This window comes from Nostoc sp. DedQUE02, assembly GCF_034531035.1.
GTDB lineage: Bacteria > Cyanobacteriota > Cyanobacteriia > Cyanobacteriales > Nostocaceae > Nostoc.
The window spans coordinates 1-16,130 of sequence record NZ_JAVRBY020000018.1; the positions used below are offsets into that span (position 1 = coordinate 1).

At 40.2% G+C, this 16,130-nt stretch carries 9 protein-coding genes and 1 pseudogene; 6 read left to right on the forward strand and 4 right to left on the reverse strand.

The window, feature by feature from the left end; genetic code table 11:
- The 4 genes and pseudogenes from RMX98_RS15980 to RMX98_RS15995 all read right to left on the reverse strand — a co-directional run.
- A pseudogene (locus RMX98_RS15980) lies at positions 1-727 on the reverse strand (WD40 repeat domain-containing protein); the annotation flags it as partial.
- Between the two features lies 1 nt (position 728).
- On the reverse strand, positions 729-2,327 hold the full coding sequence (locus RMX98_RS15985) for an AAA family ATPase (RefSeq protein ID WP_322679922.1): 1,599 nt from the start codon (positions 2,325-2,327) through the stop codon (positions 729-731).
- Positions 2,328-2,921: 594 nt separating this feature from the next.
- On the reverse strand, positions 2,922-5,372 hold the full coding sequence (pheT, locus tag RMX98_RS15990; RefSeq protein WP_322676346.1) for a phenylalanine--tRNA ligase subunit beta: 2,451 nt from the start codon (positions 5,370-5,372) through the stop codon (positions 2,922-2,924).
- A gap of 818 nt (positions 5,373-6,190) precedes the next feature.
- Positions 6,191-7,597, reverse strand: coding sequence for a response regulator (locus tag RMX98_RS15995; RefSeq protein WP_322676345.1), 1,407 nt, complete (start codon positions 7,595-7,597; stop codon positions 6,191-6,193).
- A 750-nt stretch (positions 7,598-8,347) separates the two neighbouring features.
- Between RMX98_RS15995 and RMX98_RS16000 the strand changes: the two genes are divergently transcribed.
- The 6 genes from RMX98_RS16000 to RMX98_RS16025 all read left to right on the forward strand — a co-directional run bounded on the left by RMX98_RS16000 (position 8,348) and on the right by RMX98_RS16025 (position 16,003).
- Complete coding sequence (locus RMX98_RS16000) at positions 8,348-9,022, forward strand: vWA domain-containing protein (RefSeq protein WP_190894050.1); 675 nt, start codon at positions 8,348-8,350, stop codon at positions 9,020-9,022.
- Between the two features lie 48 nt (positions 9,023-9,070).
- On the forward strand, positions 9,071-9,853 hold the full coding sequence (locus tag RMX98_RS16005; RefSeq protein WP_322676344.1) for a PP2C family serine/threonine-protein phosphatase: 783 nt from the start codon (positions 9,071-9,073) through the stop codon (positions 9,851-9,853).
- 57 nt (positions 9,854-9,910) lie between these two features.
- A complete protein-coding gene (locus RMX98_RS16010) occupies positions 9,911-12,079 on the forward strand; it encodes a tetratricopeptide repeat protein (RefSeq protein WP_322676343.1) in 2,169 nt (722 codons plus the stop codon).
- Between the two features lie 329 nt (positions 12,080-12,408).
- Complete coding sequence (gene rfbF, locus RMX98_RS16015) at positions 12,409-13,182, forward strand: glucose-1-phosphate cytidylyltransferase (protein ID WP_322676342.1); 774 nt, start codon at positions 12,409-12,411, stop codon at positions 13,180-13,182.
- Positions 13,183-13,326: 144 nt separating this feature from the next.
- On the forward strand, positions 13,327-14,541 hold the full coding sequence (gene lhgO / locus RMX98_RS16020; RefSeq protein WP_322676341.1) for an L-2-hydroxyglutarate oxidase: 1,215 nt from the start codon (positions 13,327-13,329) through the stop codon (positions 14,539-14,541).
- A gap of 433 nt (positions 14,542-14,974) precedes the next feature.
- Complete coding sequence (locus RMX98_RS16025) at positions 14,975-16,003, forward strand: SDR family oxidoreductase (RefSeq protein WP_322676340.1); 1,029 nt, start codon at positions 14,975-14,977, stop codon at positions 16,001-16,003.
- The last annotated feature ends 127 nt before the right edge of the window (positions 16,004-16,130 follow it).

Consider the following 16,130-nt stretch of genomic DNA (forward strand, 5'->3'; position numbering starts at 1 on the left):
TCTCTACACGAGTCTCTTCCGATCTCTGTTTGAGGGTGTTGTCATGTGAAGCAGAAACGGCTGTTTTTCCATCTGGGGCGATGGCTACTGCACTTACCGAGTCGTTATGACCAGTTAGGGTAGAGATTTCCTTTCCTGTCTGTAGATCCCACTGTTTGAGGGTGTTGTCATGTGAAGCAGAAACGGCTGTTTTTCCATCTGGGGCGATGGCTACTGCACTTACCGAGCCGTTATGACCAGTCAGGGTACGTAGTAAGCTGCCGCCTGGAGTGGTTAAGCTGGCTGTAATGGGGCGAAATCTAGGAATTTCACTTTTACTTTGTGCTGCATCTGCCAAAATTTGCTGAATTTCTGGTTGGGGAAAACTCTGCAACCTTCCCCATAATTGTCCTACTAATTGGGTTTGGTCTTTATTCAAAACATGGGCTGATAACTGTAGCGCACGTTGAATGAATTTCAGGGTTTTGACTTGTTCGGTTTCTAGTTTTTCGTCTTCTTCTAACTTCTCTAATATTTCCGGTTCTTCAATTAAGGCATAATCCCTAACTAGGGCTTCTATTCCAAATTTGGAATATTGATTTTTTAAAGAAATAAAATCAAAATCAGTGAGAGTTTGATAATAAATTACTGAGTTCCCCGCCTTTAATTGTTTTTCAGGATACTGGCCTAGAAATAAACTTTTAAATTCATCAGTTTTTAAGGCTAATTTATTGGCAAGTCCGCCCATTTTATGCTATCTCCTTTGCCATATAATTAGCCATACTCTTATTAACCTCTCTAAACAGTTTTCGATTGTTATCGAATTTATCTTGTCCTTTGAGAAATTCCAGAAAACTACGATGATAAATACTATAGTAAGTTTTTCGTTCTTCTTCATGTACTTTCGGTGTTACATACTCAATCCAATCATTTAACACCGATTTCACATCATATTCATCCTCATCAAGAATTTCTGCAATCATATTTAGAGATATTGGCTCACCTCTTTCTACCAATATGTACAGTATTTTTACCTTCTTTTCATTGGATTCATTATCCATCCCTATCCGATTCCAATAACTCGTATAATAATCATGAAGACCTTGTGGTAATCCTTTTAAAGTTAAATCATTATATTTACCTTCAGAGATTCCGGGTAACAGATAGCGCAAATATATAAAATTATTTTCACTCTTTACAGCTATTTCCTGAGTAAAATTATCCTCTGAAATATTGCGCTCATTAATCCAAATTCTTAATTTATGATCGTTCTGCAAAAACAAGTAAATATACTCTTTGACATCTTCTCGATTCAAAACTGTAAAATCACTTTTTGTCAAATCTAATTCATCTACAGGAGTATCTGGAGACAAATTTAAACGTTTTGTTTTTTGGTTATAAGGTCTTCTAGTCAGTAAAAAATAGACTCCATCGGGAAGATTTTGTGGTAAATCTAAAAGATTACTATTTCCTTCTTGTTCTACTTCATCTAGTGCATCAACAACAATGACAAGTTTTTGTCCTTTTAGTTCTTCACTGGCTTTTTGCAATAAAGTCCTTAAATCGGCATTTTCAGCATTTTGGAGGGAATAACGCTTAATTAACTGTTGACGAATACTTGCTAAAAATTTTTCTGGTTTGTTGCGTCCTTCTGCGAAAACATTAAAATAACAAGGAACCTTAGTAGCTAAAACATATTTAGCAGCGATCGCACTTTTACCCATCCCTGCATCCCCAACCACAGTAAAATAACCTTTGGGTTGAGTGGTAAAGAATTTTTGAATAGCCTTGAACACAAAATCACGACCGCAAAATAAGCGAGTTTTTTCAAACATTAAGGCTTTAAACTCTTTGGGATAAACATCTAAATTCCAATCTGGATAAGGCTGATATCGTGATGCTCTCGTTTGTTTAGCGATTGTAATAAAAACTTCACCAAATTCTTCTAATTCACCCAAAAAGTTAATTTTAGCATCGATTATCTGGGTTTTTAGTTCGTTATTTTGATGAATAAATTCTTTTGTTTTATCTTTAAATTTAACAGGATCATTATTACTGTAAGCATCCCAAAAATAATCTTTAATTACTTTCTCTTTAAACAGGTTTAAAATTGCTTCTGGCTTAAATACTCCATATTTTACTAGAGCGTGAACATAAACAGTATCAACATCATCAGGAATTTGCGTAGGATTGAGTTTTAATTCTTGTAAAATTTTGATAACAGCTTCGTTTTTTTGAGCTTGTTTGATGATTAGTTGACCAGCTTGTAAAGCAGATTTTTGAATTTGAGGAGCATGTTTTTTAATTATGGGAGCAATCACTGAAGTAATAGCGATAAAATCTATCATAATTTATTACCGAAAAATTATTTTTTTACTAGTCGCATCGGAGCTAACTATACAGTTAATACTGTTGATTAGTAGTATGGATGTAATATTACTTATTTAAGTAACTGGGATTAGTGTTATTAGATGCGATCGCCTCCTCCCCGTCTACCCATACACAATTATTATTAAGGAGATTTTGAGTATTTTAACTGATTGACAAAAGGCAATTTATCTTAAAATCTCACCGATGGGCTACGCCTACGCATTTGCTATTTCGGCGTACCCATTTGTTATTTCGGCGTACTCATTTGTTATTTCGGCGTACTCATTTGCTATTTCGGAGTACTCATTTGCTATTTCGGCGTACTCATTTGTTATTTCGGCGTGCCCATAACGCACCCTACTGGCGAATGGCACTTACTTAAGGGAACTCCAAGAAATAAATTATCCAATATTGTGGGGTGGGCATTTTGCCCGCCCTATGGACTGGGCGGGCGAGACGCCCACCCCACAAGAATTAATTAGATATTTTTTTATTTGGAAGTTCCTAAGCGGGATTTAGATCCCCGACTTCTTCAAAAAGTCGGGGATCTGAGCACCAACTTTATATAACTTCTAACTTCTCAAGTTCACGCCGAATTTTTCCACCAAGGCTTCGCGGACTTTATTGTGTACTGGTTCAACTTCAGCCTCAGTCAAAGTACGATCGCTAGCCCGATAAATTAACCGGAATGCTAAACTCCGTTGTCCTTCGGGGACATTTTCACCCCGATATTCATCAAATAATTCCACAGATTCGAGCAAATCTTTACCCGCTTTGGTAATTACTTTTTCAATTTCGGAAACTGAGATTTTCACGGGTGCGAAAAAGGCGATGTCGCGATCGCTAGCTGGATAGGTAGAATAAGGCTGGAATGTGGGAATGAGAACTTCATCTTCTCCCAGAGAATCTAAAAGCACATCTAGATCCAACTGAAAAACATAAACGGAATCTGGTAAACCTTTTTCTCGCCGCAGTTGGGGATGGAGTTGCCCAAAAATGCCCAGTCTGTTACCCCGAATCCACAGGGAAGCGGTGCGTCCTGGATGTAAGCGATCGTCGCGGCGATCAGGTTGAAATTCGATTTGCAAACTCAGTTGCCGAAATACACTTTCTAAAATACCTTTGGCTTCAAACCAGGTGATGGGTTCTTCGCGTCCACTTTTTGACCATTTACCAAGGGTGCGATCGCCTCCGATAATTCCCGCCAGGGCTTCTGTTTCTTGCAAACCTTCTTCTTCTCGCCAGAAAATCTGCCCGATTTCAAAGCCGTTGAGCGCACCATTACCCTGCTCTAAATTATATTGAAAAGCATCAATTAATCCAGATATCAAATCGGTTCGCAGCGCTGAATATTCGACAAATAAGGGATTGGACAGGACTATATTTCTGTCTTCTCCTGGTTTGACTAAAGAATAGTGAATTAATTCTGTCAATCCTTCAGCCCGGAGGAAAGCTCGTAATTTGCGAATCACTTCCTCATCTAAAGGCAGATAGCCAGCTTCCGCTTTTTCTGGTAAGGTATCGCAGAATTTGTTGTAACCATAAAGACGGGCGATTTCTTCAATTAAATCAATTTCGCGCTCTAAGTCGCGGTAACGATAAGGCGGTACGGAAACTGACCACGTAGGTTGATGGCTGCTATCTTCTCTTGAAGAAGTTAACTGACATCCTAATGCAGTTAGGATGCGCTCAACGTCTTGTTTTTGCAGTTCACCTGTGTCTTCTCCTAAATCTATCGGCCCCAATATCTGATTAACTCGTTCTAAACGCAGGGTGATAGAACGACTCCAGGTAGACGGGTCGGGGCGGGTGTCGGCAATTTCTTGCTGGACTATAATTCCACTCGCTAATTCGCTAATTAAGGATAAGGCGCGGCGATTGGCTATTTCCAACTCAGCTCGGTTAATTCCCCGTTCGTATCTGCCAGAAGCCTCACTTCTTAACCCAACACTGCGGGAAGAACGGCGAATTGCCACGGAATCAAATAAAGCTGCTTCTAAAACTAGACTTTGAGTACCTTGATGGACTTCTGTTTCTTCTCCACCCATGACTCCCGCCAGGGCAACGGGTTTTTCGTTAGCGGTGATTAACAAATTTTGGGTTGATAGGGTGCGAGTTTGTCCATCCAGGGTTTTGAGCGATTCTCCATTATTGACGAAGCGAACACCAATTGTTAAATTTTCGCTATTTGCAACAGATTTTAGGCGATCGCCATCAAAGGCGTGCAGTGGTTGTCCCCATTCCAACAAAACGTAGTTAGTAATATCCACCACATTACTAATAGGACGTACCCCAGCCGCCCGCAAACGCTGTTGCAACCATTCGGGAGATGGAGCAATTTTCACCTGTTCAATTACCGTACCGATATATGCAGGACAAGCTTGGGTATCGGCAATTTTTAAAGCTAAATTTCCGGCATTTTTGGGAATAGATACTTCAGCAGGTTCAGGAATGCTCAACTTTCCACCAGTTAAAGCTGCTACTTCTCTGGCTACACCTACCATACTTAGGGCATCAGCGCGATTGGCAGTTGCAGTTAAGTCTAAAATTACATCATCTAAACCCAACAATGGACGCACATCACTACCCAACGGTAAATTTTCCTGGGTAAAAATATGGATTCCGTCTACATCGGTGGGCAAACCGAGTTCCTTTAAAGAACAAATCATCCCCTGAGATGGGACACCACGGAGTTTTGCAGGTTTAATTTTTAAATCAATTTTAGGTAAGTAAGTACCCGTAGTTGCCACAGGCACATAGATATCTGCCTTCACATTGGCAGCGCCACAGACAATATTTAAAGTTTCACCTGTACCGATATCCACTTGGCAAACACTCAATTTATCGGCATTGGGATGGGGTTGACGCTCAAGCACTTTGCCGATCACCACGCCATTTGCCCAAGTGCGGCGGTCTTCAATCTCTTCAACCTCAAACCCCGCCATTGTCAGGGTTTCGGCTAATTCTTCTGGACTAAGTTTTATCTCTACTAGTTCGCGCAGCCAATTTAGAGAAATACGCATGGAGTGTGCTTGTTTTAGGAATCGTCTTTTGCTCTTATTTTAGGGTGTCTACTAGCGATCGATGGCTACTCATCCCGCAAGGCGTACCCTTTCACTTGAACAATCCTACTACGTTAGACTGACAGAACAACCTTTGTTGCTAATCTTTTCTTGGTGTCTTAGCTTCTGTGAATGTGGGAGATATGTTTGAGGCAACTAGATACACTAGCCTGCTTATTGCCACGAGTTTTTTAATCCTGCAAAGAAGTTAACAGCATTAGCGATCGCAGAGCTTGAATCTTCAAAACTCGATCAAACCTGATAAATAATATTTTCTTAAATACACTACAAAAATTCTGCTTCACTCTTTTTGTAGTGTAATTGCATTGTATTGTAGTACTCAATAGAGGTAAATTTGCCCTGTTTAAGCCGAAAAATATTGCTAAAACTGCCTCGAAAGCATTCACCACAAAAATTATCGGGCAATTTTGCTGAAATCTGCCTGCACAATATCAAAAGAATGGCCAATCTAATCTAAATTTTGTTCATTTGCAATGTAAATCTTATTTTATTACGATTACAAACAACGACTCGATAAACGAACTTTAACTGATACCAATAATCCTGTTAAATCAACTGATCGGATCTGTTGGCGGTGACACAGTGCATTAATTGGTGTTAGTACCTCTTGTGCTAACTAAGCTTTAATTACCCTGTGTCCACTGTCTCTTAAAAAACTATTGATTAACTCCAACTGAGAAGGAGCATCTTCGACAACTCAAAATATTGCCATATTGATTTATCCTCACTACCTCAAAGTCGTTAGATTTATCGTTAATTTAAGCCAAATGCATGAAAACTATTTTCAGTAATTCGGCGCGGGTAAACGGTTTAGTCAGATATCCAGATGCCCCGACCAATTTCGCTTTTACTTTGTCTACAATTCCTTTACTCCCAGTGACAAAGATGATCGGAGTCTTTTTAAATATGGAATTATTTCGTATAATCCGACACAACTCATAACCATCAATTCCTAGCATATTTAAATCTAGCAAAATTAAGTCTGGTTTGTGCCTTATAATTGACAAAACAGCTTTTAGTGGATCATTGATAGTCACTACAGAAAAATTTTCATTTTCTAAGAAATAACTGATTTCTTTAAGAATTGTCGGGCTATCATCTACAGAAACAATTTTGTGGACTTTTTGTGCCGTTACAGTAGCAGCCGTTACTCTTTGGGAGGCAGAATTTATGTTATTTGATATTGTTGGTTCCTGAATGTTTTCTTCTAAAGGGCTAGAAATCTGTGGTAATTGCTGAACAGGGGCTATATTTTCTTCAGAAATACTTGGGTAAGAGTTAACACTAATAGTTGGTTTTTCTTTCGTGTCAACTAACTCTGGAATTAATTTTGAGAAAAGCGTAGGCGTAGCCGGTCGTAGAACTCGCTCTTCAAAAATCCTTGGTAATTTATCAAATGGTGGATCGGGTTCATGCAAGATAATCGTACCCTTAAGGATGTAAGGGTATAAATTGCGAGCCAATTGGATCTCATCTTGATTCAAAATTGCAGCTAGATGACACAGGCTAAAACCCTTCATCCAATTAGTTAAATCTGGCTGAAGTTTTGGTAAATCTTGGTTCTCAATTTTGCTGTTCATCAACAGGTATGGACGTTGATATGGAGAAGAAATTTGAGGAACAAAAGCCTGCCAACTCTGTAATCTTGCTTGGCAACGTTCTAAAATTTTTTCTACATCTAGGCGGCAAATTTTAGGCATTCTATTAAGTGGCTCTACTAATTCATAAGTACCTTCTTGAATGAGTAAAAATGATTCAATCACATCTTTAACTAATTCTTGAACCAGCACTGCTGCTTGTGTAGAATGTAGATGTTGTTGACTAACCAGCCAGGATATAGCCTGATATTCAGGAGGATGGCTTCTGGAATTATTTTCATCTTCGATTAACTGACTGTGTGAATCAGGTTCAAACATCAGCCTTACTTGAACACGAACCTCATTGCTAAGGAGCGGAATTTGGTGGCTAAGACGACGCAAATGGCGTTCTAGTCGATCAAAAGGTTCCACTGAATGGGTAGCGTAAGTTATTTTTCCCTGTTCTAAGTAAATCGCCCAAGAAACTGAATTACTCAATACTTGTAAATAAGTACTGTCGGAGCAATTGGATAATTGTCTTAATAAACTTAGAGGACGTAGTTTGGTGAATGTACCTGAGTTATTCATATTTTTCAAGTTTTTTGCGGAATCAACAACCGAACATTTGTAGATGAAAATATCAGCTATGAATTATTTTCTTCTTTGTAATATTTCTCTAAGCACAAATTATTTCTTTAAAAATATGTACATATATTAAAAACTATAAGTTTTATCACCAATTTGTTACATTGGGCACGTCCTACTTAATTTATCTTAAAAAACAAGGAGTGAGTAGGAATAAAAGCAAACCATTATCATGGCTAGATTAACAGTAGATGTTAGTTGCTTCTAGGCTTTACTCACCACTGACAACTCTTGGATGAAGACCTTAATAATGAAGTTTATTTATGCCCACTTACTTCTAGAGGTAAATTTGATTCTATGTTCGCGTAGTTACACTGCTATACTTCTAAAGTTAATGAGCTTAATTATGGTGAATAACTTTTCTTTAAAGGAACGATTCTTCTACATAAAATCTTTAAAAACTTATCTAGGAAAGTTTACGTATTTATTGTACTGTAGGTTTAAGGGATATAAATTTTTGGTAGATCCATTACAACAGGTAACGCTGGGTTTTGATAAACTCTTTTTTGCTAAACTAAACTGTACTCAAGTTCATCTTAAATATATAGAGAACTTCATGAAAATAATTTGTTTAATAAAGATTAGAGCATCTACCACTAGACACTATATTCTATAAGTCGCCGAAGCGGCTGGAATTATATACTCTGAGCAAAGGGAAATAAAGCTTTGAATTTTAACATAACACAAAAAGTTATGCATGATACATTAAGACTTGATGAAGTAGTAGAATTTGCTGAGAACCCAGAACCACGTTGTCCTTGTGTACTTTTACTAGACACATCTGGGTCGATGCAAGGAGATCCGATTGAAGCTTTAAATCAAGGTTTACTAAGCTTAAAGGATGAATTAGTCAAAAACTCCTTAGCTGCAAGACGGGTGGAAGTGGCGATCGTCACTTTTGATAGTAATATTAATGTAGTACAAGACTTTGTGACTGCCGATCAATTCAATCCGCCGATTTTGACAGCACAGGGCTTGACTACGATGGGTGCGGGAATTCATAAAGCTTTGGACATAATTCAAGAGCGGAAATCTCAGTATCGTGCCAATGGGATTGCTTACTATCGTCCTTGGGTATTTATGATTACGGATGGAGAACCACAAGGCGAGTTAGAGCATGTGGTAGAGCAAGCATCACAGCGCCTACAGGGAGATGAAGCAAACAAGCGTGTAGCATTTTTTACAGTGGGTGTAGAAAATGCGAATATGACGCGTTTAAATCAAATAACTGTACGTACTCCTCTAAAGCTCAAAGGATTAAATTTTATTGAGATGTTTGTTTGGCTCTCAACAAGTATGTCAGCTGTTTCTCATTCCCAAGTGGACGAACAGGTAGCACTACCGCCGATTGGTTGGGGGACTGTTTAATTAAAATTGCAGCTTGATGTTTACACAGCTGGCTGCTAGCAAAAATATATGAACATATCAAAACAGATTGCTCAATGGCGGATTGTGGCTGCGTCTGTATGTGGTACAAGTCACTTAAAAAACAATCAATTATGTCAGGATGCTCATCATTGGCAGATATTGTCAGATAATGTTTTAGTGGCGGCGGCGGCAGATGGCGCAGGTTCTGCAAGTCTTGGGAAGGTGGGAGCGATGGTTGCTGTGGAGACAGCAATAGAAAACATTTCCACTAAAGGGCTGACTCGAAAAAGTTTGAGTGATGATGCTTATGTGCGATCGCTTTTAAATGATGCCATATTAGCCGCCAAAAACGCTGTGGAAGCTGAGGCAGCTACTTCTGACAAACAGCCTCAAGATTTAGCAACTACCTTAATTATGCTGGTAGCCACACCAGAAGTTGTCGCTGTGGTACAGATAGGTGATGGTTTGGCAGTAGCAAAAGATCATCTGGGCAACCTACTGGCATTAACTATGCCTGATAGCGGTGAATACATCAACCAAACCACTTTTTTAACTTCGCCCAGCGCTTTAGAAACAGCGCAGATGAGATTATGGCGCACAGACATAGTAAATGTTGGTATCATCACCGACGGACTACAAATGCTGGCCTTAAATATGGTTGTTGGCGAACCTCACAAACCGTTCTTTTTTCCCCTGTTTGAATTTGTAGCCAATACCGAGGATAAGACAGTAGCCAAGGAGCAGTTAGTAAAATTTTTACGCTCAGAGCGGATTACGCAACGCACCGATGATGATTTAACACTTATTATAGCCGCATTCAACGACTCGTAAGCAATAAATCTACAGGTTTCACATCTTAAAATAACTCCCGTTAGCGGTAATTTCATTATGCAGGTACTACGTTGTTCCCCTAGAAAAGAAATCCTCAGTCTCAATGTCAGTTTGGGACGTGGCGGTGAAGCTTGCGTTTATGCAGTGCCATCCGATAACGACTTAGTGGCGAAGATTTATCACAAACCAACCACTGCCCATGCTGATAAACTCCAGGCGATGCTTGCCAACCCGCCAGAAAACCCTACAGCAAGTTTAGGGCATATCTCTATCGCTTGGCCAGAGGATTTATTACGGGCGGCAGATGGCAAAAATAGCGTTCTAGGGTTTTTGATGCCCCGTATTCAGGGGATGCGTCCAATCATCGACTTTTACAACCCCAGAACCCGTCGCCAACACTGCCCCCTATTCAACTATCAGTACCTGCTCCGCACGGCTCGTAACCTGGCGGCGGCTTTTGCAGCTTTGCACGCCAGTGGATATTGTATTGGTGATGTGAACGAGTCCAATATCCTCGTCAGTGACACCGCACTGGTGACTTTGATAGACACAGATTCTTTCCAAGTACCCGACTTAAATAATAATCTTGTCCATCGTTGCCTAGTAGGAAAACCAGAGTTTACGCCACCAGAACTACAGAATAAAACTTTTGCCCAGCACGATCGCGAAATCTCTCACGATTTATTTGGGTTAGCGGTGCTGGTATTTCAACTCTTAATGGAAGGCACGCACCCATTTTCGGGGATTTTTCAAGGTGCGATTGAACCACCACCCTACGAAGCTCGCATTGCATCGGGTCATTTCACTTACAGCCAAAAGCGCTACGTACCCTACCTGCCAACACCTATTGCACCCCCTTGGGAAATTCTTCATCCCAGCCTACAAGAACTATTCATTCGTTGTTTTGAAGAGGGTCACAGCAACCCCCAACTGCGTCCCAGTGCCCAAACTTGGCTCTCAGCCATCGCTGAAGCCGAAGATTCCCTGATTACCTGCACGACAAATCCCCAGCATCGCTACAACAACCACATGCGTAGCTGTCCGTGGTGTGAACGTACCGTGCGATTAGGTGGACGCGACCCCTTTCCATCACATCGGGCTATAGAAGCTAGAGAACATTTACAACCGCGAATCAAACCGAGAAAGCGCTACACTCAGACCCCGCATTTTCCACAGCGAGGGATGTCACCGCAGCTAGCTAATTATTGGCAACCAATAATTACCCCCAATGGTACATCTTATAAACCTTCCAAAAAATCAAAGTTGTACCCAATTATTTGTTGCTTACTAGGTTTTGGTTTATTGGGATATGCGGACTTAATGATTAAATTTACTCAGCCGTTGGTTTCCCAAAACGCTTACACCCAGCAAACAATCAAATCTCCCAAGACAAATAACAAACTCAGCTTCGCTGATTCTTATGAGCAAGGTTATATTGCTTATAAAGATCGAGACTATGACAAAGCAATTGTCAACTTTAGCGAAGCAATTGAACAAGAACCCACACATGCCAGAGCAATTGTAAATCGGGGCAATGCCCGCTATAACCTGAAAGACTACGAAGGAGCAGTAGTAGATTATAGCCAAGCTCTGAAAATCAATCCTAATCAAATCAAAGCTCTGGTAAATCGGGGCAATGCCCGCTATATGCTTGCTGAATATAGCAATGATCCTGATAAAGAATATAACCAAGCGATCGCAGATTATAATCGAGCCATCGGTCTGGATAATAATGAAATCGAAGCTTATATCAGACGAGGGATTGTCCGCGCCCAAATGGCCAAATACAGTGGAGAATCTCAACAAGCTTACAAAAAAGCGATCGCAGATTTTACTCACGCCATAAAACTTAATCTATCCAAAGCTGAAGCTTACTTTCAGCGAGGTGTTGTCTATTATCAAATTGCTCAATATAGCAGCAATTATGAGCAAGAATATAACCAAGCGATCGCTGACTTTAACCAAGCATTAACCCTAAGCCCCAGACTAGCAAAAGCATATCTCAAACGAGGTATGGTTCGCTATGAACTAGCGCAATATGGCGGTAGGGAATCTAACAAAAACCAGGCGAAAGCTGTCGAAGATATACAGGCATCTGCCAAAATATTTCTTGAGCAAGATGACATGGATAATTATCAACAAGCACTCAGTAATATGTGTGTAGTCATCGAAAACAAATGCGATCCTTTATTTCAAGGCTCAAGTAATAGGGAAAAAACTAACTAGAAACAAGTAAGTTTTGTTACTAGCATATTATTGGTTTGAATCGAAAAAAATCAAGCCTGACTAGGGTTAGCGCCAGCTAGCCCTAGTTATTTTATAGGTGATATTTTGCTTTTATTGATGTAATTTTTTTCTGTATTTATAGATATTCATAGAGCTTTTATATAGAAAAGATTTTAATTTATCTTACCTTTATAATTTCACCGGAAATTACAGTTAGATTATTGACGGAGAAACAGAAATCAGAAATACATTTTTCTCCCTTTAAGTGCATCCTCTTCATCTCGAAAAAGTCGAATAATCATATCCCTACAAATCTCCGAGGTAATTGCATGAAAGCGGTGATTTTGGCTGGAGGTCTTGGTACACGCCTCAGTGAAGAAACCAGTGTTAGACCCAAGCCGATGGTTGAAATTGGTGGTAAGCCAATTCTCTGGCACATAATGAAAACTTACTCAGCCCACGGCATTAATGACTTTATTATTTGTTGTGGTTACAAAGGTTACATAATTAAAGAGTATTTTGCTAACTACTTTTTACACATGTCAGATGTTACCTTTGATATGCGATTTAACCAGATGAACGTGCATTCTGGTTATGCTGAACCCTGGCGTGTCACCTTAGTCAATACGGGTGATAATACAATGACAGGCGGACGCTTAAAGCGAATCAGCGAACATCTTGGTAATGAAACTTTTTGCTTTACTTATGGCGATGGTGTCAGTAATATTAATATCACCGAGCTAGTTAACTTTCACAAACAACAAAATAGCTTAGGAACACTTACAGCCGTTCAGCCAGCCGGACGTTTTGGTGCTATTTCTTTAGGACATGAGCAAACCAAAATCACCAGCTTTCGGGAAAAACCAGAAGGTGATGGTGCTTGGATTAATGGCGGTTATTTTGTGTTAGAACCAGAAGTAATCAACTTAATTGCTGATGACTCTACGGTATGGGAACAAGAGCCATTAGAAAAGCTAGCTGATATGGAACAGCTATCAGCTTTCAAGCATGATGGATTTTGGCAACCAATGGATACTTTACGCGATAAAAACTATCTCGAAGGACTGTGGAAAAACAACCAAGCTCCTTGGAAGGTATGGTAAGGGGACTGGGGATTGGGAAGATTTGAATGAAGATTCATATCCAAACCAAATCTTACTCATATTTTCTTACCCAGTACCCAGTACCCAGTATCCAATCCCAAATAACTTTATAGATTTACTGTAATTTGAAGTGCGATAATACTAATGTATGATTTTGCGATTATCGGTGGGGGAATAGTTGGACTCTCGACAGCGTTGGCTTTAGGAAAACGCTATCCCAATGCGCGTATTTTAGTACTAGAAAAAGAGAGCCAATGGGCATTTCACCAAACTGGCAATAATAGCGGGGTGATTCATTCTGGTATTTACTACAAGCCAGGGAGTTTCAAAGCTAAATTTTGTCGTGATGGTTCTCGTTCAATGGTAGAATTTTGCCAAGAGCATGGAATTGACCATGAAGTTTGTGGTAAGGTAATTGTTGCAACTGAAAAACAAGAACTACCACGCTTAGAAAATCTCTACCAACGCGGCTTAGACAATGGCATAGGAGTCCAGAGAATCAGCCCCGAAGAAGTCAAGGAAATTGAACCTCACGTAAAATGTGTAGGTGGAATTCGGGTATTCTCAACTGGCATTGTTAATTACAAGCAAGTCTGTTTGAAATATGCCCAGCTAATTCAACAGCAGGGCGGGGATTTGCACCTGAATACAAAAGTCCTGAAAATCTCTCCAAGTGGTAAAAATCAGGTATTGGAAACAAACAAAGGTAACTTTGAAACCCGCTTTGTAATTAATTGTACTGGATTGCATAGCGATCGCACCGCCAAACTAGGTCAAGTTGAACCCCAAGCCAAAATTGTCCCATTCCGGGGAGAATATTACGAACTCACCCCAGAAAAACGCCATCTAGTCAAAACACTAATTTATCCAGTACCCAATCCAGATTTTCCCTTCCTGGGTGTCCACTTTACCCGGATGATTGATGGTAGCGTCCATGCAGGGCCAAACGCCGTTCTATCGCTCAAACGCGAAGGTTACAAAAAAACCGACTTTGATTTACGGGATTTTCTGGAAGTCATCACCTATCCCGGTTTTTGGAAGTTAGCAGCCAAACACGCTGATGAAGGCATCCAAGAAATCATTCGTTCCTTTAGCAAAGCAGCCTTCACCAGAAGTTTGCAAAAACTAATTCCCGAAGTCCAAGCAGAAGACTTAGTTCCCACCCATGCAGGAGTTCGCGCTCAAGCCTTAATGAACGATGGCAAGCTTGTAGACGACTTTTTGATTGTTTCTGGTCAAAACTCGATTCATGTTTGCAATGCTCCTTCTCCTGCGGCCACATCTTCTCTAGAAATCGGCAAAGCGCTTGTGGCAGAAATTCCCCAACTTTCGCATCTAGAAAGTGTAGTCACTGCATAGATATCATAGTTATTATTTCCGGGACTACTGAATTAAGGGATGAATCTTGTATAGTGGGCATCTTTGCCAACTTGGAAATACAAGGGACGGGTAAGATATCCATCCCACAAGAATAAAAGTGTAGTGCATCAATTAAGAACCGCTATATAGCGCTGCTACCCAATGGGTTAGTCGGCAAACTGTGTAATGAGTGTTAGCCGATATATAGATAGCGCTTCTGGGTTGAGTCTAATGACCTAACCCCCAACCTCTTCCCTACAAGGTAAGGGGAGCAAGATTCAAAGCCTCTCTCCGCTTCGGAGAGAGGTTTGAAGAGAGGTCAAGATTGCATACAAACGAAAAATATAGCGGTTCCCTCTTGGATGCAACACCCAATAGGGCGAACATCTGTGCGCCCCTAATTTAACTCATCAATACAAAGGAATTAACCACAATGAAAATATTAGTAACTGGCACAGAAGGCTATTTAGGTTCACTATTACCACCTCTGTTAATTGAACGGGGACATGAAGTTATTGGTCTAGATACCGGGTTCTATAAAGTTGGTTGGCTATACAACGCTAATGGGGTGACACCCAAAACCCTCAACAAAGATATCCGCAACATCACCCCTGATGATTTGGAAGGTATTGAAGCAATAGTTCACATGGCGGAACTCTCCAACGACCCAGCCGGACAATTAGCACCAAATATTACCTATGAAATTAATCATGTAGGTTCAGTTCGTCTAGCTAGTCTGGCTAAGGCTATGGGTGTGCGTCGCTTCGTATATATGTCTTCGTGCAGCGTCTACGGTGTTGCTACCGCAGGTGATGTCACAGAAGAATCCCCAGTTAATCCCCAAACAGCCTACGCAGAATGCAAAACTCTCGTAGAAAGAGATGTCGCACCACTTGCTGACGATGACTTCTCTCCCACCTTTATGCGGAATGCTACAGCCTTTGGTGCTTCTCCCAGAATGCGCTTTGATATTGTTTTAAACAACTTAGCAGGGTTGGCATGGACTAGCAAACAAATCAAAATGATTAGTGATGGTACACCTTGGCGGCCATTAGTCCACGCATTGGATATTTGCAAAGCAATAGTCTGCACCTTAGAAGCACCACGGGACATTGTACATAACCAAATCTTCAATGTCGGAGATACAGCGAATAATTATCGCGTCAAAGAAATCGCGGAAATTATTGCTGATATTTTCCCTGATTGTAAATTGTCCTTTGGTGATAATGGCGCAGATAACCGCAGCTATCGCGTATCCTTCGAGAAAATCAACACAATCCTACCTGGATTTAAATGTGATTGGAATGCCCAACTTGGTGCTCAACAGCTATTTGATTTATTTAGTCAAATACACATGGCTGAAGATACTTTCTTGTTTAGAGGATTTACTCGCTTAAAACAATTAGAGTATCTAATTCGTACCGAGCAAATTGACAAAAATTTCTTCTGGAATAAAAAGTAGCTATTGGCTATTAGTATGTAAATCAAGAATTTAATCATCTGGATTGTTCGGAGTTTATGCTTTAGCAATCAAGTGCAAACTCCGAACCCATGAAAGAGATATACATACTAATAGCAGCCCAAAAAAG

Bases quoted from the DNA above. Each gene is read 5' to 3' on its own strand.
- lhgO (WP_322676341.1), top strand. From the start codon at position 13,327: ATGTATGATTTTGCGATTATCGGTGGGGGAATAGTTGGACTCTCGACA.
- rfbF (WP_322676342.1), top strand. From the start codon at position 12,409: ATGAAAGCGGTGATTTTGGCTGGAGGTCTTGGTACACGCCTCAGTGAA.
- RMX98_RS16010 (WP_322676343.1), top strand. From the start codon at position 9,911: ATGCAGGTACTACGTTGTTCCCCTAGAAAAGAAATCCTCAGTCTCAAT.
- RMX98_RS16000 (WP_190894050.1), top strand. From the start codon at position 8,348: ATGCATGATACATTAAGACTTGATGAAGTAGTAGAATTTGCTGAGAAC.
- RMX98_RS16005 (WP_322676344.1), top strand. From the start codon at position 9,071: ATGAACATATCAAAACAGATTGCTCAATGGCGGATTGTGGCTGCGTCT.
- RMX98_RS15995 (WP_322676345.1), bottom strand. From the start codon at position 7,597: ATGAATAACTCAGGTACATTCACCAAACTACGTCCTCTAAGTTTATTA.
- RMX98_RS15985 (WP_322679922.1), bottom strand. From the start codon at position 2,327: ATGATAGATTTTATCGCTATTACTTCAGTGATTGCTCCCATAATTAAA.
- pheT (WP_322676346.1), bottom strand. From the start codon at position 5,372: ATGCGTATTTCTCTAAATTGGCTGCGCGAACTAGTAGAGATAAAACTT.
- RMX98_RS16025 (WP_322676340.1), top strand. From the start codon at position 14,975: ATGAAAATATTAGTAACTGGCACAGAAGGCTATTTAGGTTCACTATTA.